Below are 23,301 nucleotides of genomic sequence, written 5' to 3'. Positions count from 1 at the left end.
CCCGCATTCGCACCGGCGACGGCGCGGCAGGCCGATAACCGCGTTCGTACCGGCGACGGCGCGGCAGGCCGATAACCGCATTCGTACCGGCGACGGGTGGCAGGCCGATACTCGCGTTCGTATCGGCGACGGCGCGGAATCGGCGTGATCGTCGGCCTCGCCCGCCCTGGACCCGCCGGCATATCTGCCCGGCTTCCGGACGGGCTTATCTTCTCCTCGCCGGCGCGCGACGTCGCGGGGTCTTCTCAACGACGGTGGTGCCGGTCTCGCCCTCCAGGGCCGGGGTGTACCCCGCGGCGCGGAGTCCGGACAGGGTCTCCTGCTCGCTCACCGAGCTGATCAGGACCGTGGGGGCGATCTTCCGCAGACCGAGTTTGCGCAGCCCCTTGGCTCGGGCGAGCTCGTCGAGCAGGGCTTCGTCTTCAGAGCGGATACAGCAGCCGGAGCGGACCACCCGCATCCGCCCGTGGGTGCGGCCCGCGTCTTTGATCAGGTATTCGAGGGGTTGCGGCAGCGGTGCTTGGGCGACCGATGCGAGCTGGGCGAGCAGGTCCGCGGCCTCGTGTCCGGCGTCGAGGGCGTGCCGGACGGTGGCGGCGCTGAACCGCCAGACCACGGCGTGACTTTCGGATTCGCGGGCGGCGGCGGCGTCGAGGAGGGCGGCGAGCGCCACGTCCGGAGCGCCGCTGACGACGGCGGTCAGGTCCGCCTGGAAGTAGGCCGTGGTCTGCGGGGGCGGGAGCATACCGGTCAGCGCGCTCGTCAGCGCCGGTTCGGGCGCCGTCCAGGCCCCTCCGGTCCGCAGCAGGTCCAGCACGGTGTGGCCGACACTGGTGAGGGCGCCGTGGGCGGCGACGCCGAGGAGTTCGGCTTCGCGGAGGGTAGCCGTGATGCGTTCGATGCTCTCGGGGCCCTCGCCGACGCAATGCGGCCGGTGCCAGTTGGCCCGGGCGAGCAAGTACGGCATGGTCCGCTCGTCGCTGCCACAGCCTTTCGGCAGCGCGGCGAGGGCTTCCAGCAGGGCGTACCGCAGACCGGGCGCGTCGGGGTCGCTGGGCTCGGTCAGCGCGACCGCGGTCTGGTCGGGGTCGGGCCAGTAGGTGAAGATCTCGGACACGGTGGCCCAGGCGGCGATGATGGGGGCCAGCCGCCGCGCGGGAGCCCCGAGCAGCCAGGCGTCGTAGCCCGTGGTGGGCAGGACCGTGATGGTCGGCTCGGGAAGTTTGCCGCGATGGCCCTTGGGCCGTTCGACGGGTTCGGCGTGCAGGCCGAGCAGGTCCGCCTGGGCCGACAGGTCGAGCCAGAGCCGGGTCACGGAGTCGTCGGCGCCGATCGCCTTGGCGACGCGTTTGCTGTCGCGGACCGCGACTCCGCCCGCTTTGCGAAGGCTAAGGGGTTGCGCGTCGCAGGAGGCGAGCGCCCGCTCGATCTGGGAGGCCGCGGTGGACGCGGCGATGTGGGCGGAATCTTCGGCGCGGTCGGCGGCAGGCAGGTCCGCCGGTGGTTGGGGCGGCTCGGGGGTGAACGGGAACCGAAGGCCGCCCAGGACGGCCACCGCCACCTCGAGCGGAAGCTCGGCCAGGTCGGGAGAACCGGCGGGCAGCAGCAGGCCGCGGGCGGCCAGCCAGTCGCTGTCCGGGTCGCCAGAGCCCCCAGGGCTGAAGGTGAACCTGCCGCTGGAGCTGTAGCCGTAGCCTCCGCCGTACTGGAAGGCATGGGTGCGCACCAGTGACCCCTGCCGAGCGATCACGGCCGCCCACTCCCGGACCGATTCGGGCGCGCCGGCGAGCAGCCCGCGTAGGCGGGCCGGATCGGTCAGGAACCCGACCACGTTGCGCTCGGCGGCGTCCCTTACGGCGGCTTTCGGGAAGCCCAGCCCATCAGCGATCTTGTGGACCTCGGGGGCGTTGAAGTAGGCGGAGATGAGCTGCGCGGCGGGGCGGCCCAGCCCACCGCCGGCCAGGTGCAGGTGGACCGCGTTCGGCACGATCACCTGGTCGCCGTGCGGCGGGAGCACGAGCGCCAGATCGGCCAGCGCGTCCAAGGTCGCGTCGGCCTCGGCCCGCAGGCCGGCGTCGGTTCCGGCCAGCAGGTCCAGCACCTGAGTGCGAGGCACCGCTCGGCCCTCAGGATCGTCGGGCCGCCAGTACGCGCCGTCAAGCGAACCGTGTTCCCGCTCGGCGAGCCAGGCGATCGCCGACAGCGCCTGGGTCTGCGGGAGCGTACAGAACCCGATAAGCGAGGTCGCGAAGTGGTATTGAAGCAGAAACCGCGCGTAGTCCCGAGGGGCCACCTCACCTTGGACAATCCCGGCTCGGGCAAGGATCAGGCTGAGCTGCTCGGGAGTCCTCGACTTCAACCAGTCGGCCAGACGGCGCTCTGTGCTCACCGGAGCAGACTAGTGCGGACAGGGTCGAGTGCCGAATGAATAGCCGGTCTTGGCGGACATCCGGGTTCGGGCAACCCCCGAGGCCCCGACTTTCCGGTAGTGCGTCCCCGTCAGCCGGCCGGCAACCACCGGTTGGCCGTGGTGGACGGGGCGAACGGCTCCCGGGTCATCACACCCTTTCGAGCCGGCGATGAGGACCGGCCGGGAGCTCGACGCGGATCCGGTCTCCTGGCCGCACCTGACCGCCGGCGAGGACGATCCCCATGATCCCGGCCTTCCTGACGACCTCGCCGTGCTCGTCCCGATCGAGCACCGCCTTGAGCAGTCCGTCCTGGAAGCCGTCGATCTGAACGCACGGGTTGCGCAGCCCCGTGATCTCGACCACGGCCTCGTCCCCCAGGCGCAGAAGGGCGCCCGTCGGCAGACCGAGCAGGTCGACACCACGCGTCGTGACGTTCTCCCCCAGGTTCCCGGCCTGTACGGCGAAGCCTCCGGCGCGCAGCTCGTCGTACAGCTCGTCGTGAATCAGGTGCACCTGCCGCAGGTTGGGCTGGCTGGGGTCGCGCGCCACCCGGGATCGGTGCTTGACCGTCACACCGAGGTGGGCGTCTCCCTCGACTCCGAGGCCGGCGAGCAGCCGGATGGCCTCCTGGTTGTCCTTGCTGAAACTGTGCGTCTCACTGCGGCTCGCTGCCGCGACCATAGCCCTCACGAGAAAAGCCTAGTTTCCGGCACCTTGGAAGTGCCTGCGAATTTCGCTGCCCCAGGCGCTCGGGCTCAGGCGCTCGGGCTCAGGCGCTCGGGCTCAGGCGTTCAGCAGTTGCTCGCGGCGGCGGGCGAGAGCGTCACGGTGCCGGGTGAGCTCCACGCAGCGGGCGGCCAGGTCGTTCACCATGCTTCCGGCCCACTCGGCCACCTCCCGCACGGCCTCTCCGGTGCGGGCGATCCTCCGGTGCTTGATCGCGTCGGTGATGATGTTGTCGAAGAAGACGTCGGCGAACCACCGCGTGTCGACCTCGGGCATCTGCGGACTGGCCCGGACGCCGATGTCGGCGAGTTCGCGGGAGAACGTGTCAAGTGCGCGCTGGGCGTGCCACGCCGCCTGGTCCGCCTGCTGAAGGTGACCGTGCTCGACCATGTCGGTGAATGCTCCTCCGCCCAGCATGTCCCAGGTGGACGCGCCCCGGGCGCTGCCGAGATGCCGGAGGACATAGCCGACCGCCTGGCTCGCGGCGACCCCCGCCTGCCGGGCCTCCTCGTGCTCGCGGAGGTCGGCGGTGACATTGGCGAGCTGCGCCGCGATGTCCGCCAGCTCTCGGCCGCGCGGATCGGCCGACTCGACCAGCATCCGCTCCTTGCGGGCCAGCAGCACGTCGAGTTCGTTGCTGGGGTTGCCGAGCTGGACCAGGCTCTGGTCGGTCGTCCGCAGGTCGGTGTTCAGCCATTCGAGCCGGGTCCGCTGGCCGTCCACGCGCTGCCGTACGGCTGCCGCCTCCGCCCGCTCGCGGGCCAGGTCCTCCTCCTTGTTTCCGAGAATCCCGGAGATGAAGGCCGTGAAACCGCCCTGCTCCAGCTTGGCGACGTCACGATCCTCCTTGACGAGCTGCCTCTGCAGCTCGGCGAGAAGGCTTCTGACCTCGTCGATCTGGCGGATGAGGGTGACGCGCTGCCTGGTCAGCTGGTCGAGGCGGCGAGCCCGATCCCGGGCGTCGCGTATCTCTTCGTCGATCGCATCAAAGAGGGTCACATTCACGAGACGTACGGCCAACGCCGAACGTTCCCCTCCCCTGCCGTCTGCTTCCCACCGCCGAGCCTTGGTTGCGTTGGGTTTGGCCCGCCGTCCGCATGCCTCAGCCTCGTTGGTTTTTGCGGGCGATGCCCGCCCAGCCCAGTGGTGCGAATCTCCGCCGGAGGCCCGCGTCGATGAACCGGTGGTCGTCGACCTGCTCGAAGTCGCCGAAGAACCCCATGATGCCCTCGACCGGCCGGGGGAACAGGGGCGAGGACGCCCTCGCGTAGACCTTCCTGACGTGCTCCGCGTCGGTCGCCCGCTCCTGGGTCATGGTCATGTGGGTCACGACGAGGTGGCTGCCGGGAGCCATGGCCTCGCGTAGCCGGGCGACCTCCTCATAAGGATCCGCGAGGAAGTGCAGGATCGCCACCATGAGCACGCCTACCGGCTCGGACCAGTCGATGAGCCCCGTCGCCTCGGCATTGGAGACGATGTCCTGGGGCTTGCGCAGGTCTCCTTCCATCATGGCGACGCCCGGTGAGCTGGCGAGGATCGCCCGGCCGTGCACGCACACGACGGGGTCGTTGTCCACGTAGACGATCCGGGCTTTCGGAGTGACCGAATGGGCGACCTCGTGCACGTTGTTCTGGGTGGGCAAACCCGCGCCAATGTCTACGAACTGGCGGATTCCCGCCTCTTCGGCCATATAGCGGACGGCCGCCCCGAGGAACTGCCGATTGTGCCTGACACCTTCCCGCGACTCGGGGAAGGCTTTGAGGATCTGCTCGGCCGCTTCGCGGTCGGCGGCGAAGTTGTCCTTGCCGCCGAGCATGTAGTCGTAGATCCGGGCGGTGTTGGGAGTTGAAACATCCACACCACGAGGGGAAACGCGGTCGGCCATGGCCGGATCTTAGCGTTTCGGCCATCTTGGGAAAGCGTTTCCACAAGGTGGCGATCCTCCGAAATTTCGGCATCAGCGGCGGCCTCATGCGGCGAGCAGGCCGGGAGTACGGCAGAGCCAGTCGTTGAGGCTGCCGTCGAAGCCGGCCGGCGGGCCGATCCTCAGGCAGGACCGGTCGGCCGCGTCGCGCGTCAGCCGTACGCGGAAGGGCTCGCCGTCGAGGTCAGGGCTGCCGGAGAAGAGCGCGAAGTCGGCGCCGTCCACCCGGAGATGCTCGCCGATGGTCCGGCACCTGGCGTCGGGATTGTCGGCCAGCCAGTCGAGATGGCCGGTGAGCAGCCGCTGGGCGACCGTGCGCAGGACGTTGACCGTGCAGAGGCTGTGGGCGCACGCCGCGCCGTCCAGCATGACCTCGGGCAGCCCGAAACGCCGCAGGCCGCGAGTCGTCACCCGCAGGCACGTGCAGATCTCGGTGCCGGCCGGATTCCACGGCGGGCAGGAGCTGTGCTCGCCGACCTCCGTGGCCCAGCCCAGCCAGTCGTCGCCCAGGCGGAACTCCGGGCGCTCCCCCGGGCACTCGGCGCAGTGATAGACGGCGGAGCCCGTGAGCTGGTCGACGATCACACCGTGATAGGCCTCGGCCACGCCCCTGGCGGCGGCACGGGCGATCTGCGCGGCCTCCGGCTGGGCGGCCACAGGTGCCGTGCTGGACACGACGACATGATGGCGGGCCTTCCTGACCCGTCTCAGGTCGTCGTCACCCTCCACCTCGACCCGTTTCCAGGGCGACTGCCCCGCGCGGAACGCCTGCGGCTCCAGCCGCTTCCAGGGCGACTGTCCGGCCCGGAACGCCTCCAGCTCCAGCCGTGGTGTGCCGAGCACCTCCATGGCCGCCCGTCTGTGCGGCTTGCCCATCCGCCACGGCACGATCGACGACAGCTCGGTGGGCGTGCGGTCCACGGCGACGACGAACACCGAGGTCGTCTCGGCGGGCACGGGATAGGTGATCTGCATGGGTCCTCCCTTGGGAACACGGGAGGCCCCAGCATCCGCGCCCGCCCTGCAACCGCGCCCACCAGAACGCCGCTCTGGGGATAACCCCAGTTCTCCACAGGAGCAACCTCCGAGTTGTCCCCAGAGGAGTGCCTCCCATGTCCGGACCACTGGTTTGTCGGTGCCGGGTGGCATGCTCGGCGGCATGACTGAGATTCCGGCGGAGAACTACGCACCGATGTGGGCCGAGGACACGCGGACCACCCCTCCCCTTGTCGGCGACGAGCGCCAGATCCTCACCGCCTACCTCGACTGGCATCGCACGACATTTGAGCTGAAGTGCTCGGGTGTCCCGCTCGAACGGCTGTCGGACAAGGGCGTCCCGCCGTCCGGGCTCAGCCTGCACGGCCTGCTCCGCCACCTCGCCGGCGTGGAGCGATGGTGGTTCCGCAAGCAGTTCGCCGGTGAGGACGTGCCACTCCTCTACTACTCGGACGACGACCCGGATCAGGACTTCGAAACCCTGGACGGTGACGTCACGGAAGCCCTCGCGGTGTGGCGTGCGGAATGCGACCGAGCCCGGGAGATCGTCGCCAATGCGCCCTCTTTGGAGCAGACCGGATTACATTTCGCGAGCGGGCAGCCGATCTCACTTCGCCGAATCCTGGTGGACATGATCGCCGAATACGCCCGCCACAATGGCCACGCCGACCTGCTGCGCGAGCGAATCGACGGTGCCGCCGGACGCTGACCTGCCATTCGGCCGACGACCGGCAACACATATCAATCCTTCGGCGTTGTCGCGAAACGACGTACCCTCAACGTGGGTGACGGCGCACTGACCGACCAGGCTCCGCTTCCTGGTGCTCGTGTCGCGCGCAGGGACGCGGTGACCGTGTGGGTGCATCACGCTCCCGGCGACGGGAGCGGTGTCCGTGAACCTCATCACCCGGCCCCGCCGGTCGGAGCCCTCAGTGTCGAGCTTCCCGAGGATGAGGCGCCCGTGTAGGCCTCCGCGAGGCCGCGGAAAGTACAACACGTGTGGCCTGCAATTCTCCGCAGACCGCGCGAAGCTGCCCGTGCCGTACGGACGGACGCGCGATGAAAGTGCGTTCTGGAGTAACGGGCGTGATATCTAGGGGGTGTACCTTCTCTGTAGATCTTCGCGATGAGGACAGAGATGCCAACGAGACTTGACCTCACGGTCAGCCAGGAGACGACCCACACCGTCGTCACTCTCGTCGGCGAACTCGATGTCATCTCGGCCGAGACGTTGCGCACCGCGCTCTCCAAAGAGCTCGAACAAGGTCATAACCGGCTCATCATTGACACGTCTCAGCTGACCTTCTGCGATTCCATGGGTCTCAGACTCCTGCTGCAATTTCTGGGCCGGTCGTTCGAGGCTCGCGGCTTTCTCAAACTCGCCGGCGTGCACGGCACCTTGGACCGAATCCTGACCGTTACCAGGCTGCGCGACGCATTCCCGATTTTCGACACGGTCGCCGAAGCCCTGGAGGCATGAGCCGTTAGCCGGGGCCGCACGGCCTCGTGCGCGTGCGGCCGGTAATGGCCCCGAAAGGCCGAGTGCCGCCGGCGTCGGCGCGACCCGCTGTGATCGACAAGGCGACCGGCCCCCGCCCAGAACCGATGATCGACTATGAGCAGCCCTCGACGGAAGATGACCGACCTCGGTCAGTAATCCGATTGTGACCTTTCGGGATGACCGAAGTCGGTCATTACGGTCTACCTTTTCCTGCGTGACATCGAGCAATCGACACGTCCAGATTGTGGAGTCGCTCCGCTCTACCGGAGTGGCCTCGGTGCGGGAGCTGGCCGCCCGCCTTCAGGTCAGCGAGTCCACGATCCGCCGCGACCTCAAGCTGCTGGACCGTAACGGCGAGCTGATCCGCACCTACGGCGGCGCGGCCCTGTCGCTGCGCACCTCGGCAGGCCAGGGCGCCTCGGCGGCGGAGCCGGGCGCCGAACTGGTCGTCGAGGAGCCGTTCGACGTCTCCGCCGCCCATGACTGCGCCATGAAGGAGGCGATGGCCGAGCGCGCCGCAGAGCTGATCGCGGACGAGAGCGTGGTGGTGCTCGACATCGGCACGACCACTCCGCTGATCGCCCGCCGCCTGCGCGGCCGTCCCGTCACCGTCATCACCAGCAACGTCGCCGTGCTGGACGAGTTGCGCGACGACGAGGCCGTACGGCTGGTCCTGCTCGGCGGTGTCCTGCGCCGCAACTACCGGTCGCTCGTCGGGTCCCTTACCGAGGCGGCCCTGCGGCAGGTCAGCGCCGACCTGGTGTTCCTCAGCTGCACGGGCGTGCGCGCCAACGGTCACGTCGTGGACGACATGGCCGTCGAGGCGCCGATCAAGCAGGCGATGATCGAGGCGTCCGACCGGGTCGTCCTCGTCGCGTCCGAGGTGAAGTTCCCCGGCACCGGGTCGCAGCGGCTGTGCACGCTCTCCGACGTCGACTTCCTGATTACAACGGGCGGCGCCGATCCCCGGACCCTTGAGCTCTGCCGGCAGGCGGGCGGAAACGTCATCGTCGCATGACGCCACCTGGATCGCCGGCCCTCCCCCATGACCACTTTCAAGACCCGAGATCACTATTTCCGAGGAGTGTCCGGATGATCCAGCACGCACGAAGGATGTGGGCGGCCGGGAGTGCCCTGGCCTGCGGTTTGACCCTGGCGGTACTGGCGGGCACGTTGCCCGCGCAGGCGGCGCCCGGCAACCCGGCCACCAGCGCACCGGCCGGCACGGTAACGAAACCCGAGACGACGCCGGGGAAGGGTACGGCAGGCGCACGCGAGCGGGCCTCGGCGGCCGTCGAGGCGATGATGTCGTTCTACGACAAGGCCAGTGGGCGCTGGCAGCCCGAGGAGCCGTGGTGGCAGTCGGGCAACGCGCTCCAGTCGCTGCTCGACTACTCGGCCAAGACCGGGTCCAGGAAGTACATGTGGGCGATCGAGAACACGATCGAGCAGCAGCGCAAGCCCTTGCCGTGGTGGCCGGAGGGCAACGGTGAGTTCCGCGCGGACTCCACCGACGACACCGGCTGGTGGGCGCTCGCCATGACCCGCGTGTACGACATCACCCGCGACACGAAGTACCTGGAGATCGCCAAGACCGACGAGGCGTACATCCACCAGTACTGGGACGATTTCTGTGGCGGCGGCGTCTGGTGGGACCTTCCGGCGAAGACCTACAAGAACGCGATCAGCGTCGAGCTCTACATCAAGCTGCTCGCGGCGCTGCACAACCGGATCCCCGGCGACAAGCTCTACCTCGGCCGCGCTGTCGAAGCCTGGAACTGGTTCAAGAAGAGCGGCATGATCAACGGCGAGCACCTGGTGAACGACGGCCTGCAGACGCAGGGCGGTAAGTGTGACAGCAACCTGGGGACCACCTGGACCTATAACCAGGGCGTCATCCTGGGCGGACTGGCCGAGCTGTACAAGGGCACCGGTGACCGGAGTCTCCTCGCCGATGCCCGGAAGATCGCCGACGCCGTGATCAGCAGCCCGTCACTGTCCCCGAAGGGGATCCTGACCGAGCCCTGCGAGGTCACCACCTGCAACTCCGACGGGGCGTCTTTCAAGGGCATCTTTGTCCGTAATCTCAGCGAGCTCGACCGGGTTGTGCCCGGTCACCCGTACCGGAGCTACCTGCTCAACCAGGCCCGCTCCGCCTACGCGTACGACCGGAACAGCGCCAACCTGTACGGACTGCGCTGGGCCGGGCCGTTCGACCACTCCAACATCGGCCGCCAGACGGCCGCCGTCTCCCTCCTGACCTCCGTCCTCTGATCAAGGGGTCAACCATCTCGGGGCCGCCGGACGCACACCGCGACCGGCGGCCCCCGCTCGTGTCAGGCAAGCGCCAAGAGAACTACGTCATGCGGAAGACGAGGCCGCGGGGGTGGAAGGGCAGGATGCCGCCAGCGGGTTCCTATACCCGCCGTCCCGCCTGCCGCTTCGTGCGGCGTGATCATTCAGTGTTCCCGCGTACACCGTCCCACCTGGCGCTTTGTCCAGCGTGATCATGTAGTGGGAGGGCACCCCGGTCGGACGAACGCTGCATGATCACTAAGAGGGGCGGCGCTGATCAGACCGCGTGCGGAGGAATCCGTACATGATCACGATTCGGGAAACCAGACGTCCCCGAGCTTCCCGGGAAACCCTGCATGATCACGATGCGGGCGGGGAAGCCCTGCATGATCACGATGCGGGGCGGGGTCGCTTACGTCTGGACGACGGCGAGGGACTGGGCGGGCAGGTAGATGTCGCCTCCCATGGGGCGGATAGCCTCGTCGGAGGCGAGCAGGATCCGCTTGGCCCCGGGCGAGAGCCGTACGGGCACGGGGAAGTTGCCGAAGTTGGCGAGGACGCGCAGGGAGCCCCGGTCCATGACGAGGAAGTGCCGGTCCTCGTCGAAGCGGACCTTCACCCGGTCGAGCCGGGGGTCGGCGAGGTCGGGGTGCGACTTGCGCAGCGCGATCAGATCGCGGTACCAGCCGAGCAGTGACATCGGGCCGTCCTCTGAGAGCTCCCTCCAGTCGAGCTTGGAGCGCAGGAACGTCTCCTCCTCGCCCGGCTCGGGCGCCTTCCAGTCGTAGCCGAAGCCCTCGAACTCCAACCTGCGGCGCTCGCCCTCGCCCTCCGCGAGGTGGGGCTCGAAGTGGTCGGTGAAGAAGTAGAACGGCGTGCTCGCCCCCCACTCCTCGCCCATGAACAGCATCGGCGTGAACGGCGAGGTGAGCAGCAGCCCGGACGCCAGCCAGAGCTGCTCGGGCTCCAGCCGGTCGCCGAGTGGCCGGTTGCCGATCTGGTCGTGGTTCTGGACGGAGCAGACGAACCGGTAGCCGGGCACGCCGGCCGCCGAACGGCCGTGGCTGCGCCCGCGGAACGTCGAGTAGGTGCCGTCGTGGAAGTAGCCGTGCGTGAGCACCTTGGCCAGCGCGGACAGCGACCCGAAGTCGCAGTAGTAGGCCTGGGTTTCGCCGGTCACGGCGGAGTGCAGCGCGTGGTGGACGTCGTCGTTCCAGGTGGCGTGCATGCCGAGGCCGCCGGCCTCGCGCGGCGCGACCATGCGGGGGTCGTTGAGGTCCGACTCGGCGATCAGCGTCAGCGGCCGGCTCAGGCTCGTGGACAGGGCCTCGACCTCGGCCGACAGCTCTTCGAGGAAATGGACGGCGCGGGAGTCGTGCAACGCGTGGACGGCGTCGAGGCGCAGGCCGTCCACGTGATAGTCCCGCAGCCATTGGAGCGCGTTCTCGATGAAGTAGCGCCGCACCTCGTCGGAGCCGGGCCCGTCCAGATTGACCGCGTCGCCCCAGTAGGACCCTTTGAAGTCGTGGAAGTACGGCCCGAACTTGGCGAGGTGGTTTCCCGACGGCCCGAGGTGGTTGTAGACCACGTCGAGGATCACACCCAGCCCCACCTGGTGGCAGGCGTCGACGAGCACCTTGAGCCCGTCCGGCCCGCCGTACACCTCGTTGACGGCGTAGAGGTCCACGCCGTCGTATCCCCAGTTGCGCGTCCCGGGGACCGGGGCGACCGGCATGATCTCGATGAAGTCGACACCGAGGTCGACGAGATGGTCGAGCTTGTCGAGGACTCCCCGGAACGTTCCGGCCGGGGTGAACGTGCCGACGTGCAGCTCGTAGATCACCGAGCCGCGCAGGTCACGCCCGCGCCAGTCCTGGTCTCCCCAGGTGAACCTGCCGTGGTCGTAGACCCGGCTCGGGCCCTGCACGCCGTGCGGCTGCCGCCGCGTGCGGGGGTCCGGGTAGGGCCCCTCGCCGTCGACGTAGAAGGCGTAGTCGACGCCGTGCTCGTCTCCGCGAGCGTTCCACCATCCTCCGTCCCCCGGCGACATGTCGTGCCTGGTTCCCCCGAACTCGACCTCGACCTGTGTCGCCTGGGGCGCCCAGACCTCGTACATGCCCCTCCCGTTTTCTCCGTCTTCAGCACCTTTCCCACCCCGGGGCCGATGCTCACCGCTCCAGGATTGCGACCGGGTAACGGGACAGTAGATGGGCCATGGGGATGCGGCCGGTGTGCTCGTGTCCGGACAGGAGATCGCGCCAGCGGCCGGGGGGCAACATGAGAGTCTCGCTCCCCCAGCCGCCGCGGCGTTCGAGCGAGACCGGCAGCCGGGTCGCCACCGCGACCGCCCGGTCCCCCCGCGCGAACGCGACCGCGTGCTCGCAGGTCTCGATCGGCACGTACGGCAGGGCCGGGTCGAGCCGCCTCCGCAGCCGCAGCGCGGTGGTGGTGACCAGGAGCTTCTGGCCGTCCCAGCTGTCGTCCGGGGCGGCGAGCAGCTCGCGCCGCCGGTCGAAGTCGACGGGCCGCCGGTTGTCCGGGTCGACCAGCGAGAAGTCGGTGATCTCGCTGCCCTGGTAGACGTCGGGGATGCCCGGCATCATGAGCTGGACGAGCTTCTGGCCCAGCGAGTTGACCCTGGCGTAGCGGTCGACCACCGCCGTGAACGAGGCGACCGAGTAGCCGCAGACGTCGATGGCCCGCCTGGCGAACTCTCTGATGCCCTCCTCATAACCGGGGTCGGGGTGCTGCCACGACACGGTGGTCTTGGCCTCGCGCGCCGCCTTGAGCAGGTAGTCCGTGAACCGCTCGGTGGTGATCGGCCACGACGCCATCAAGTTCTGCCAGGCCAGGTAGTCGAGCTTGGGGTCGAACCGCACGGCGGACGCCCACGAGTCCACGGCGAGCGCCCACTCCTCCGGCAGCTCGGACAGCACGGCGAGCCGGGCCCGCACGTCCTCCGAGCGCTTGGTGTCGTGGGTCGAGAGCGTGGTCATCGTCTTCGGCGGCAGGCCCGCGCAGAATTGGTGGAACTCGGTCGCCGAGACCCCCCACCGGTCCGGCTCGCCGCCCACCTCGTTGAGGCTCGCCAGCGGATACCACCGGTAGAGCGCGGTGTCCTCCACGCCCTTGGCCATGACCGGGCCGCAGGTCTGCTGGAACCGCGTCACCGCCTCGGCCGGGCCGTACAGGACGAGGTTGGCGGTCTTGGCCACGGCGTCCGGGTCGGTGCGGGTCGCGGCCCGGGAGGCGGCGGCCTGGATGATCCCGGCCGACTCGGCGGGCGGCTGCTCGCCGGGGTTGACGTAGGCCCGGTAGACCGGCATCGCGGCGAGCAACTCCACGGCCGCCTCGCGCAGCCCCGCGTCGCCCAGCGCGGCCACCAGCCGGTCCACCTCGCCGCGGAAGAACTGCTCGATGACCTGCTTCTTGGCCTCGTATCGCACGGACTCGTAGTCCTTCGACACGCCGGTGTGGCGGGTGAACGTCTCGATCAGCGAGTCACGGGCGGCCGGGTCGACGAACAGCCGGGTGACCATGTTGAGCGAGTCGTATCCCGTTGTCCCGTCACACGGCCAGTCCTCGGGCAGCCGCTCCTGATCGATCAGAATTTTCTCCACCCAGAGCGGTCCGGGGACGCGGGGGCGGAGCCGTTCGAGGTAGCCGCGCGGGTCGGCCAGGCCATCGGGATGGTCCACCCGCAGCCCCTCGATCAGGCCGTCCTCGACCAGGGACAGCATCACCGCATGGGTGGCGGTGAAGACGACCGGGTCCTCGACCCGCAAGCCGATCAGCGACGACACGTCGAAGAAGCGCCGATACCCCGGGCTCTCCCGCCAGTTGACCAGCCGGTAGTGCTGGGCCTCCAGGAGCTCGGGCAGCGGGAGGTGCTCCGTACCGGGCCGGATCGGGAATTCGTGGTCGTGGTAGCGCAGGACGGACCCGTCCACCACGAGCCCGCCCGGCTCGTCGCCGAGGATGGGGAAGTCGACGGGCCACTGCACGTCGAACCAGCGTGCGTGCGGCGACGCCGGGCCGTCCCGCAGCGCGGACCAGAGCTGGGTGTTCTCCGACTCGGGCACCGGCACGGTCATGTGGTTGGGCACGATGTCGGCGACCAGCCGAAGGCCTGTCGCGGCCAGCTCGCGCAGGCCTTGCAGACCGCCGAACTCGGCCCGGATCCTGCTGTGGTCCACCACGTCGTAGCCGTGCCGCGACTCCGGCACGGCCTGCAGGATCGGCGACAGGTAGACGTGCCCGGCCCCCAGCTCGCGGAGGTATCCCGCGAGCCGGGTCACCTCCCCGAAGCCGAAGTCCGGCGTGAGCTGCACGCGGTAGGTCGAGGTCACGGCAGGTCCTTCCAATGGATCACAGGGGCATCATCGCCTGAACCGCCTACACCCGGCGCAGGACCCGGACGGAACGGCCGGACACCGGGACGGCCTCCCCTGCCCGGCACATGCGCGACTCGGTCGAGATCGGCATGGCCGTGTCGAGGTCGGTCGCCCACATCTCCCCGTAGTCCTTGGGGATCGTGAACCGGATGACCTCGTGGTGGGCGTTGAACAGCAGCAGGAAGGAGGAGTCGGTGATCGGCCTGCCCCTCCGGTCCGGCTCGGTGATGGCGTCGCCGTTGAGGAAGACCGCGAGCGCCTTGGCGTACCCGTTGTGCCAGTCGGCGTCGGCCATCTCGGTCCCGGACGGGGTGAGCCAGGCGATGTCGCTCAGCTCGTCGTGGGAGCCGCGCTCCGGCCTGCCGTAGAAGAAACGGCGGCGGCGGAAGACCGGATGCTCACGGCGGAGCCGGGCGAGCCGCCGGGTGAACTCCAGGAGCTGCCCGTTCTCCCTCACATCGGACCAGTCGAGCCAGCTGATCTCGTTGTCCTGGCAGTAGGCGTTGTTGTTGCCGCCCTGGGTGCGGCCCATCTCGTCCCCGTGGGAGAGCATCGGCACGCCCTGCGAGAGGAACAGCGTGGTGAGGAAGTTGCGCTTCTGCCGCTCGCGGAGCTGCGCGACCGGGCCGGTCGCCGGACCCTCCACACCGCAGTTCCAGGAGCGGTTGTCGTCGGCTCCGTCGCGGTTCTCCTCGCCGTTGGCCTCGTTGTGCTTGTCGTTGTACGACACGAGGTCCTGGAGCGTGAAGCCGTCGTGGCAGGTGACGAAGTTGATGGACGCGGCCGGGCGGCGGCTGTCGTCCTGGTAGAGGTCGCTCGACCCGGTCAGCCGCGAGGCGAACTCGGGCAGCGCGGCCGGCTCCCCTCGCCACAGGTCGCGGATCGTGTCGCGGTAGCGGCCGTTCCACTCGGTCCAGCGGGCCGGGAAGTTGCCCACCTGGTAGCCGCCGGGGCCGACGTCCCACGGCTCGGCGATGAGCTTGACCTGCGACAGGATCGGGTCCTGCTGCACGAGGTCGAAGAAGGCGCTCAGCCGGTCGACCTCGTGCAGCTCCCTGGCCAGCGACGACGCGAGGTCGAAACGGAAGCCGTCCACGTGCATGTCGCTGACCCAGTAGCGCAGCGAGTCCATGATGAGCTGCAGCGCGTGCGGGCTCCGCATCAGCAGGCTGTTGCCGGTGCCCGTCGTGTCCATGTAGTAGCGGCGGTCGTCCTCGACCAGGCGGTAGTAGTTGGCGTTGTCGATGCCCCGCATGGACAACGTCGGGCCCAGGTGGTTGCCCTCGGCCGTGTGGTTGTAGACCACGTCGAGGATGACCTCGATCCCGGCCTCGTGCAGGGCCTTCACCATCGCCTTGAACTCCAGCACCTGCCCCCCGCGCTCCCCCGAACTGGAGTAGGCGTTGTGCGGCGCGAAGAAGCCGAGCGTGTTGTAGCCCCAGTAGTTGGACAGGCCGCGCTTCTCCAGCACGTCGTCGGTGACGAACTGGTGGATCGGCATCAGCTCGATCGCGGTGACGCCGAGGCCGGTCAGATGATCGATGATCTCTGGGTGGCCGAGTGCGGCGTACGTCCCCCGGATGCGCTCGGGGATCTTCGGGTGGTTGATCGTCAGACCGCGGACGTGCGCCTCGTAGATCACCGTGTCGTGGTACGGCGTGGCCGGCGGCCGGTCGTGCCCCCATCCGAAGAACGGGTTGATCACGATCGAGCGCGGCATGTTCGGCGCGGAGTCGCTGTCGTCGCGGCTGTCCGGCTCCCCGAAGCGGTAGCCGTACACGGCCTGGTCCCAGCGCACCGAGCCCTCGACCGCCTTGGCATAGGGGTCGAGCAGCAGCTTCGCGGGGTTGCACCGCTGTCCCTCCGACGGGGCGTACGGCCCGTGCACGCGATAGCCGTACCGCTGGCCGGGACCGACGCCCGGCAGGTAGCAGTGGTAGACGAAGCCCTCGACCTCGGTGAGCGGCACCCGCTCCTCGCCGCCCTCGTCGTCGAACAGGCACAGCTCGACGCTCTCCGCGACCTCCGTGAACAGCGCGAAATTGGTGCCCGCGCCGTCGTACGTCGCTCCGAGGGGATAGGGGTCCCCCGGCCAGATCTCCCTCACGCGGTCTCCTCGCCCTCCGGCTCGGCGGCCCGCGCGGGGACTTCCCGGCACCCACCGGCTCTATATCTGCGCCCGCTCACCAGGCTGGCATGACACTCGTTCACAGACATGGTGCCTGCCCACGAAAGGCCCAGGAAACCCCTCTGGCAGTCCTGCCATGTTAACCGCGCGTATGCCAAAGGGGTGAACACGCCACGGCACACGAAACGGTGCGCGAAACGGCGCGTTCACCCCTGCGGAGGGCGATGACTCAGGCGGCGACCTGGGAGTATTCGGCGGCGTCACCCCGCAGGACGACGGACGGACGGCCGTCCACACCGGCCGGCACGTCACCCGCGACGGTCACGCGCTGGAGTCGCCTCGGCTGACCGCCGAAGTCGTGGACGACCCGGTGCTGGGTGGCCCGGTTGTCCCAGACCGCCACGTCGCCGGGCGCCCAGTGCCACCGAACCGTGTTCTCGACCTTGGTGACCTGCTGCTGGATCAGCTTGATGATCCCGTCCGACAGGTCGGACGACAGGCCGGCCACCCGGCGGGCGAAGTCGCCCAGCAGGATCGACCGCTCCCCCGTCTCGGGATGCACCCGGACGACCGGGTGCTCGGTCTCGTACACGGTCGAGGCGAAGACCTCCGCGTACGCCTTGGTCCGCTCGGGGTCGTCGGAGAAGGCGATCCTGGCGTAGTCGTACGCGTTGGTGTGCACCGCGCGGAGCCTGTCGAGGAGGTCGCGCAGCTCCGAGGGCAGGTCCAGGTACGCCGTGACCGTATTGGCCCACAGCGTGTCCCCACCGGCGGCAGGGATCTCAATCGCCCGCAACACCGACGCCTGCGGCGGCCGGTCGACGAACGTCACGTCGGTGTGCCAGCGGTCGACCTTCTGGCCGAAGCTGTAGTCGAGGTCGAGGACGTGCCGCTGACCGTCGAGTGACGGCACGGTCGGGTGGGCCGTCGTGAGCGGGCCGAGCAGCCCCGCGAAGGCGACCTGGCCGTCCGCGTCCAGGTGGTCCTGGCCGCGGAAGAAGATCACCTTATGGCGGAGCAGGGCGTTCCTGATCTCCTTGACGGTCGCCCTGTCGAGGTCGCCGCCGAGCTTCACACCGGAGATCTTCGCTCCGATGCGTCCGGCGACAGGGGAAATCTGCAGGTCGTTGGACATGATTGCGCCTTTCGTCCAGTACGGCACAGCCGTAGGGAAAATGGAGGAGGACCGGGGGATCAGTCGGCGTGACACAGGGCGCTGGCCACGCGACAGAAGTCCACGTGGCCGCGCCGGGTCAGCTCCTCGAATGGCGTCATGGCCCGACAGTAAACCAACATTCCATGCAAAGCAAGTAGGGATTACAGGAAAGACCGCCTCACCCCCTCCTGTTCGTGATCATGCACGGATTCCGCCGTACCGAGGAGCTCCAGGATGGGCTGCTCGTACAGCCACGCGCCCGACCTCCGCACGAAGCCGAGCGCGCCCCTCAGGCGATCGGCCGCCAAGTCCCGGTCGCCCCACACGAGCGCCAGGCGGCCGAGGCAGAGGTCCGTCACCGACCACCCGAGCAGGCGGCCGCTGATCGGCTCCAGGCGGGCGTAGAGGGCCTCGGCGGCCGGACCGTCCGCCAGCTCCAGGCAGACCTCGCTGAGCAGGTCGGGGATGAAGCGGTACGCCAGGTCGCCCTCGATACCGGCGAAACCGTCCGCGGACAGGCCGGCGAAGACCTCCGCGGCCTCGTCCCGCCTGCCCAGGTCGAGCAGGGCGACGCAGCGCAGCAGGCGCCAGCCCGCCTGGCCCTGCCTGCTGCCCGGAACCTCCTCGGCCAGTCGCAGGGCCCCCTCGGCATCACCTCTGGCCCGGAGGACGAGACAGTGGAACAGCCGGGCGCGGACGATCGCGTCGTCGCGGCCGAGAGCCCCCTCGGGGTGGACCCGGGCCGACTCCTCCGCCTCGGCGAGCGCCCCGTCGAGGTCGCCCCGCATGTACGCGCGGGTGGCCGAGAGCCAGGCGGCGAGGCTCATCAGCGCGGGCTGCCGGATCCGCCGCGCGGTCTCCACGAGCCACGTCAGGAGCGGGTCCGCCCGCTCGCTCTCGCCCTGCTTGGCCAGCTCGAAGTATTCGGCCTCTCGCGCCGTCCACTCGGCGACGAGATCACCCGTCCGGCGAGCGACCTCGGCCAGCTCGTCGATGGCCACCTGCCGCTCCTCATGCGTGCCGACGCCGCGGGAGAGGATCTCGTAGGCGCTCAGGCCCCGGAGCAGTGACCTGTCGTCCCCGCGCCGCCGGGCGTGCCGGGCCGCGTCCGCCGCCAGTGCGCAACTCTCCAGCACCGGCCGCGAGAAGTATCCCGCCACGGCCGACGCGGCGAGGAGCTGGGCACGCCACGGCGAGTCGTCTCCGGTGTGGGCGAGCAATGAGCGCTCGATCCGGCCGACGAGGGCGTCCCCCGCCGCCCATTCCTCGTACATCGCCCAGGCCAGCGGGTCGAAGTAGCCGAGTGCCGCCTTGGCCAGCCGCTCGTCGTCGCCGAGGGCCTCCGCGATCTCGGCGGCCTCGTCGAGGGACGTGTGGACCCTCGTGCTCATCCCGGCCGCCGACTGGGCCTCGGCCAGCTCCAGCAGCAGGTCGCACCTGAGACCCTGGTCGGTGACCGGAAGTTGCCCGGTCAGCATGACCGCCTGCTCCAGATGCTCGACCGCGTCCTCGTTGGCGAACTGGGCCGCGGCATGCCGGGCCGCCTCCCTGGCGTATTCGATGGCCTTGGCCGCCATTCCGGCGATGACCAGGCCCTCCCGGTAGTGGTACGCCAGCTCGGCCAGGTGGGTGCCGCGGTGTTCGAGCGCCGCCGCCACCCGGGCGTGCAGGCGGCGCCTCCGCAGCGGGGCGAGCCCGTCGCGCAGCACGTCCCTGACGATGTCGTGCGCGAAGCGGTAGACCAGCGCGTGCTCGGTCAGCAGCCGCGCCTCCACGGCCGCGTCGAGCACGTCGAGCACCTCGTCACGGGGGACGTCGACCACGTCGAGCAGCACCTCGAGCTCGGCCTCCCGCCCGAGCAGGGCCGCGGCGGACAGCACGTCGGAGGCGTTGGGCGGCATGCCGGCCATCCTGCCGCGCAGCACGTCGGCGATCGCGCCGGGCGCGTCCTCTCCCTGCTTGCGATCGGCGAGGTGGACGACCTCCCCCAGGAAGAACGGGTTGCCGCCGGTCTGCCTCGCCACGTCGGCGGCCCTGGTCGCGTCGGCCCCGGCCCGCTCCAGATATTCGGCGATGGCCTCCTCCCGGAGGCCGCCGAGCGCGATCCGCTCGACGTGCGGGAGCCGTACCAGCGTGGAGAGGGCCCGGGCCAGCGGCTCCCCCACCTCGGTGTCGCGGTAGGTCGCGACGACGGTCAGCGCCGGGCACGACCTCGTCGTGGCGAGAAATTCCAGCAGCCGCAGCGACGACGCGTCGGCCCACTGGAGGTCGTCGAGAACCACCAGCACCGGGCCGTACTCTCCGACGATCCGGGCGAAGGTTTCATAGAGCCCGAACTCGCCCGTGGCTCCGGTGATCTCGGCCAGCTCGCCGTGCCGCCCGGTGAGCTGCCGTACGGCCTGCGCCCACGGCCAGAACGGCGGGGCGCCGGTGCCGTCCCAGCACCGGCCGAAGACGGCCCTCGGGGCATGTCCGGCGGCGTGCTCGGCAAGGCTCGTCTTGCCGATGCCCGGCTCCCCCGCGACCAGCACGATGTGGTGGCCGCCCGCGGCGATGGCCCTGCGGAGGACCTCCAGCTCGGCCCCTCGGCCGATCAGGTCGCTCTCACCCGGCGGCCCAGCGGTCGGGGAGGCCGAGGACGGGGAGGCCGAGGACGGGGAGACGGGGCCGGCCGTCACGTCGGGAGCCGGGGAGGTGGGGGCGATGGCGGTGGCAGCGGTGGCTCGGCGGGTGAGCGCGGGATCCTGGGCAAGGATCCGCTGCTCCAGCTCGCGCGAGCGCGGGTCGGGGTCGAGCCCGAGCTCGTCGACCAGCATCCGCCGGCCTTCGGCCAGGAACGCGAGCGCGTCGGCCTGCCGTCCGGCCTGGTAGAGAGCGTGCGCGCCCATCCTGCGAAGGCGCTCCCGAAGTGGGTGCGCGGCTACGAGCCGGCTCAACTCGGGCACCAGCGCAGGCCCGAGCCCGAGCGCGAGGTCCGCTTCGGTGGCATCCTCGAGGACCGTCATGCGGAGCTCGGTCAGGTGCAGGATGTCATCCCGCGCCCACGGCTCGCTCTCGAACCCGGACAGCGGCTCCCCCCGCCACTCCGTAAGGGCGAGGCGCAGCTCCCTCGCCCCTCCGGCCGCGTCGCCGGCGGCCAGCAGCCGCCGTCCTCCGGCGACCCGGCCCCTGACGCGGCCGAGGTCGAACGCCTCGTCCGGGAGCTCGATGGCGTACCCGCCCGGCCTGCTGACCAGCACTGAAGGGGTTCCTCGGCGGGTGCGGCCGGGTTCGAGGACGCGCCGGAGCTTGGAGATGTAAGCCTGGACCGTGTTGACCGCCCCCCGAGGGGGGCCTTTCTCCCAGAGGGCGTCCACGATCCGCACCCTGCTGACCGGGCGCGGCGCGGCCAGCATGCAGAGGGCGAGCACCGCCCGCTGCTGGGCGGGCCCGATGTCCAGCGCCGCACCGCCCTCGTCGAGCACCACCACCGGGCCGAGCAGACGGAACTCCACGCGGTCTCCCTCAGATTCTGCGGCGCACCAATCTATCGGGATTGCGCTGTTTCCGGAGGTGCGGCCCCGGATCAGCGGGTGAGGGTGCGGCGGAGCAGGCTGCGCGGGGGGCGTGCCGCCGGGCGGCCGTCGGTCCGGAGCCACAGATGCACACCCGTGCCGCCGAGCGCCGACGGCTCAATCCGGACGTTGCCGCCCGTGGACTCCGCCAGACGGCGGGCGATGTCGAGCCCCAGGCCGGTGGACCCCGCGCCGCTGTGGCCCCGCCGCAGGGCGTCCTCGGGGTCGGCGATGCCCGGACCGGCGTCCGCGATCAGGATGCCCACCATCCCCACTCCTTGATGCAGAGTGACCCGGAACTCGGCCCGCTGCGGCGTGTGCCGGAAGACGTTCCCGAGCACCACGTCGACGGCGGCGCCGAGATCCGCGGCCGCCACCGGCACCCTGGTGGGCACGTCCGCCCCGACGAGCTGCCAGGGGCGCTCCTGGTCCTCCGCGAGCGCCGACCAGAAAGCGAGCCGCTCCCGGAGCACCTCCGCCGCGTCGCAGCCGCTCGCCACCGGACGGGACGGCCTGCGGGCAGCCTCGATGATCTCGTCCACCGCCCGTTCGAGCCGGTCGATGGCGAGCCTGCTCTGCTCCGCCTCGGGACCGGTGCCGCCCACGTTGAGGCGCAGCGCGGTCAGCGGCGTACGCAGCCGGTGGGAGAGGTCGGCCGCCAGCTCACGCTCGGCCGCGAGCAGCCCCGCCACCTGATCGGCCATGGCGTTGAACGCCTGCCCGGCCGCGACCAGCTCCGGCGGCCCGTCCGGCACGATCCGGACGGACAGGTCGCCCGATCCGAGGGAGGCCGCCGCGTCACCGAGACGGCGGGCCGCCCGGACCACGCGCGCCCCCAGCCTGTCGGCGACCGCCACCGAGCCCGCGACGAGGACGACCGCGACAACGGTCAGCACGGCCCACGAGGTGGCGACGCCCTTTGTGACGTCCGCCTCCGGCGCGTACACCTCGATCACCGCCCGCCGGCCTCCTGCGAGGGCGACCGGCTTGAGGAGCACGTATCCCCCGCCGAGGCGAACGGTCTTGGCTCTCTTGTCCGCCCGCGCGATGTCGGCGACCGGGGCCCGCGACGAGCCGACGACCGTGCCGTCGGGAAGGTGTACGGCGAGCCGCTCGGCCCCCACCGGCGTGCTCGCCAGCGCCCTTTCCAGCGCCTTGGCATCGTCGGTGACGACCAGCGCGGGGACGATCGTGGTGGCCTGCCGCTCGGCGTCGGCGAGGGCGCGGCTCTCGGCGATCTCCTTGACCGCCACCGCCAGCGGGATCAGAAAGGCCAGCGCCACCATCGCCGTCACCGCCACCGCGACGAGGGCCAGACGCCGCCTCACACCCGCCCCCGTCCCCGGCGCCTGGCCGTGCCGGCCGGCTGCGCCACACGACCCGGCCATGCCGTACTGCCCGCCGGCGTGCGTACGGGGACGCGGTGTGCCGCGCCGGTGAGGTGGAGGACGGTCACGCCGGAGCTGGGAGCCGACCTGGCGGCGGGGAGGGCGGCGAGGGCGCTCACGGCCGCGGTGGGGGAGGGCTGAGCCGGACGCCGACTCCTCGGACCGTGTGCAGGTAGCGCGGTTGGGAGGCGCTCTCGCCGAGCTTGCGGCGCAGCCAGGAAAGGTGCACGTCGATCGTCTGGTCGTCGCCGTAGGACTGCCGCCAGACCTCGGTCAGCAGTTCCTTGCGGGAGACGACGTGGCCCGGCCGCGCGCACAGGTACGCGAGCAGGTCGAACTCACGGCGCGTGAGGTCGAGCGGCGCGCCGTCCAGAAGGGCCTCCCGGCGCTCGGAGTCGATGGAGATGCCGCCCACGCGGACGACCTTCGACGGGGCGCCGTACCGGGCTCGCCGCAGCACCGCCTCCAGCCGCGCGTTCAGGTGGTCGCCGGAGAAGGGCTTGACGATGTAGTCGTCGGCGCCGTCCCGCAGCAGCCTGACGATTTCGGCCTCGTCGTCACGGGCGGTCGCGACGATGACGGGGACGTCGGAGATGGCCCGGAGCATCTTGAGCGCTTCGGCCCCGTCCAGGTCCGGCAGCCCGAGGTCGAGGATGACCACGTCGGGCGCGGAGTGGGCGATCTCGCGCAGGGCGTCCAGGGCCCGCCCCGCGCTGCGCACGGCATGGCTCCGGCCCCTCAGGTCGCGGATGATCGCGGAGCGGACGAACTCGTCGTCCTCCACCAGCAGAACGGTCGCCATGGGCCAGAAAGTACACGCCCATAGCG

General features: G+C 70.2%; 16 protein-coding genes. 4 read left to right on the top strand and 12 right to left on the bottom strand.

Translation table 11 applies throughout. The features are described from left to right. Positions 1-205: 205 nt before the first annotated feature. The 5 genes from N5079_RS02275 to N5079_RS02255 form a co-directional block, all read right to left on the bottom strand. Positions 206-2,389, bottom strand: a complete 2,184-nt coding sequence (locus N5079_RS02275; protein WP_261581609.1) for a helicase-associated domain-containing protein — start codon at positions 2,387-2,389, stop codon at positions 206-208. 169 nt (positions 2,390-2,558) lie between these two features. Continuing rightward, positions 2,559-3,101, bottom strand: a complete 543-nt coding sequence (locus tag N5079_RS02270; protein ID WP_261581608.1) for an MOSC domain-containing protein — start codon at positions 3,099-3,101, stop codon at positions 2,559-2,561. A 93-nt stretch (positions 3,102-3,194) separates the two neighbouring features. Then, a complete protein-coding gene (locus N5079_RS02265; protein WP_261581607.1) occupies positions 3,195-4,136 on the bottom strand; it encodes a hypothetical protein in 942 nt (313 codons plus the stop codon). A gap of 103 nt (positions 4,137-4,239) precedes the next feature. Further along, positions 4,240-4,995 (bottom strand): SAM-dependent methyltransferase, encoded by a 756-nt coding sequence (locus N5079_RS02260; protein ID WP_261581606.1) that lies wholly within the window; start codon positions 4,993-4,995, stop codon positions 4,240-4,242. Positions 4,996-5,106: 111 nt separating this feature from the next. Beyond that, a complete protein-coding gene (locus N5079_RS02255) occupies positions 5,107-6,036 on the bottom strand; it encodes a hypothetical protein (protein WP_261581604.1) in 930 nt (309 codons plus the stop codon). Positions 6,037-6,220: 184 nt separating this feature from the next. On the opposite strand from N5079_RS02255, the gene N5079_RS02250 reads away from it, so the two are divergent. The 4 genes from N5079_RS02250 (at position 6,221) to N5079_RS02235 (ending at position 9,832) form a co-directional block, all read left to right on the top strand. Continuing rightward, positions 6,221-6,766, top strand: coding sequence for a DinB family protein (locus N5079_RS02250; RefSeq protein WP_261581603.1), 546 nt, complete (start codon positions 6,221-6,223; stop codon positions 6,764-6,766). 429 nt (positions 6,767-7,195) lie between these two features. Then, positions 7,196-7,537: an STAS domain-containing protein gene (locus N5079_RS02245; RefSeq protein ID WP_261581602.1), complete on the top strand. Its 342-nt coding sequence runs from the start codon at positions 7,196-7,198 to the stop codon at positions 7,535-7,537. A 235-nt stretch (positions 7,538-7,772) separates the two neighbouring features. Continuing rightward, complete coding sequence (locus N5079_RS02240; protein ID WP_261581601.1) at positions 7,773-8,576, top strand: DeoR/GlpR family DNA-binding transcription regulator; 804 nt, start codon at positions 7,773-7,775, stop codon at positions 8,574-8,576. 74 nt (positions 8,577-8,650) lie between these two features. Next, the gene (locus N5079_RS02235) at positions 8,651-9,832 is read left to right on the top strand and encodes a glycoside hydrolase family 76 protein (RefSeq protein WP_261581600.1); all 1,182 of its coding nucleotides are present in this window, start codon (positions 8,651-8,653) and stop codon (positions 9,830-9,832) included. A gap of 433 nt (positions 9,833-10,265) precedes the next feature. Here N5079_RS02235 and treZ read toward each other — a convergent pair whose 3' ends face one another. From treZ to N5079_RS02200, 7 genes are all read right to left on the bottom strand, one after another. After that, positions 10,266-11,969, bottom strand: coding sequence for a malto-oligosyltrehalose trehalohydrolase (gene treZ / locus N5079_RS02230; RefSeq protein ID WP_261581599.1), 1,704 nt, complete (start codon positions 11,967-11,969; stop codon positions 10,266-10,268). 52 nt (positions 11,970-12,021) lie between these two features. Further along, entirely contained in the window at positions 12,022-14,202 is a 2,181-nt protein-coding gene (gene treY / locus N5079_RS02225) for a malto-oligosyltrehalose synthase (protein WP_261581598.1), read from the bottom strand. 46 nt (positions 14,203-14,248) lie between these two features. Then, positions 14,249-16,354 (bottom strand): glycogen debranching protein GlgX, encoded by a 2,106-nt coding sequence (glgX, locus tag N5079_RS02220; protein WP_261581597.1) that lies wholly within the window; start codon positions 16,352-16,354, stop codon positions 14,249-14,251. Between the two features lie 250 nt (positions 16,355-16,604). Further along, positions 16,605-17,510, bottom strand: coding sequence for a TauD/TfdA dioxygenase family protein (locus N5079_RS02215; protein WP_261581596.1), 906 nt, complete (start codon positions 17,508-17,510; stop codon positions 16,605-16,607). A gap of 182 nt (positions 17,511-17,692) precedes the next feature. After that, positions 17,693-21,025 (bottom strand): AfsR/SARP family transcriptional regulator, encoded by a 3,333-nt coding sequence (locus tag N5079_RS02210; RefSeq protein ID WP_261581595.1) that lies wholly within the window; start codon positions 21,023-21,025, stop codon positions 17,693-17,695. Positions 21,026-21,096: 71 nt separating this feature from the next. Next, positions 21,097-22,413, bottom strand: a complete 1,317-nt coding sequence (locus N5079_RS02205; RefSeq protein WP_261581594.1) for an ATP-binding protein — start codon at positions 22,411-22,413, stop codon at positions 21,097-21,099. A gap of 175 nt (positions 22,414-22,588) precedes the next feature. After that, on the bottom strand, positions 22,589-23,275 hold the full coding sequence (locus N5079_RS02200) for a response regulator transcription factor (RefSeq protein ID WP_261581593.1): 687 nt from the start codon (positions 23,273-23,275) through the stop codon (positions 22,589-22,591). Between the last annotated feature and the right edge of the window lie 26 nt (positions 23,276-23,301).

The organism is Planotetraspora sp. A-T 1434, assembly GCF_025420585.1.
GTDB lineage: Bacteria > Actinomycetota > Actinomycetes > Streptosporangiales > Streptosporangiaceae > JAOEGB01.
Note: the sequence above shows the minus strand (reverse complement) of the source record. Positions and strands in the feature narration are given on the sequence as shown.

Coding starts and splice junctions, on each gene's coding strand:
- N5079_RS02255 (WP_261581604.1), bottom strand. CDS start 6,036: ATGCAGATCACCTATCCCGTGCCCGCCGAGACGACCTCGGTGTTCGTC.
- N5079_RS02250 (WP_261581603.1), top strand. CDS start 6,221: ATGACTGAGATTCCGGCGGAGAACTACGCACCGATGTGGGCCGAGGAC.
- N5079_RS02200 (WP_261581593.1), bottom strand. CDS start 23,275: ATGGCGACCGTTCTGCTGGTGGAGGACGACGAGTTCGTCCGCTCCGCG.
- N5079_RS02215 (WP_261581596.1), bottom strand. CDS start 17,510: ATGTCCAACGACCTGCAGATTTCCCCTGTCGCCGGACGCATCGGAGCG.
- treZ (WP_261581599.1), bottom strand. CDS start 11,969: ATGTACGAGGTCTGGGCGCCCCAGGCGACACAGGTCGAGGTCGAGTTC.
- N5079_RS02245 (WP_261581602.1), top strand. CDS start 7,196: ATGCCAACGAGACTTGACCTCACGGTCAGCCAGGAGACGACCCACACC.
- N5079_RS02235 (WP_261581600.1), top strand. CDS start 8,651: ATGATCCAGCACGCACGAAGGATGTGGGCGGCCGGGAGTGCCCTGGCC.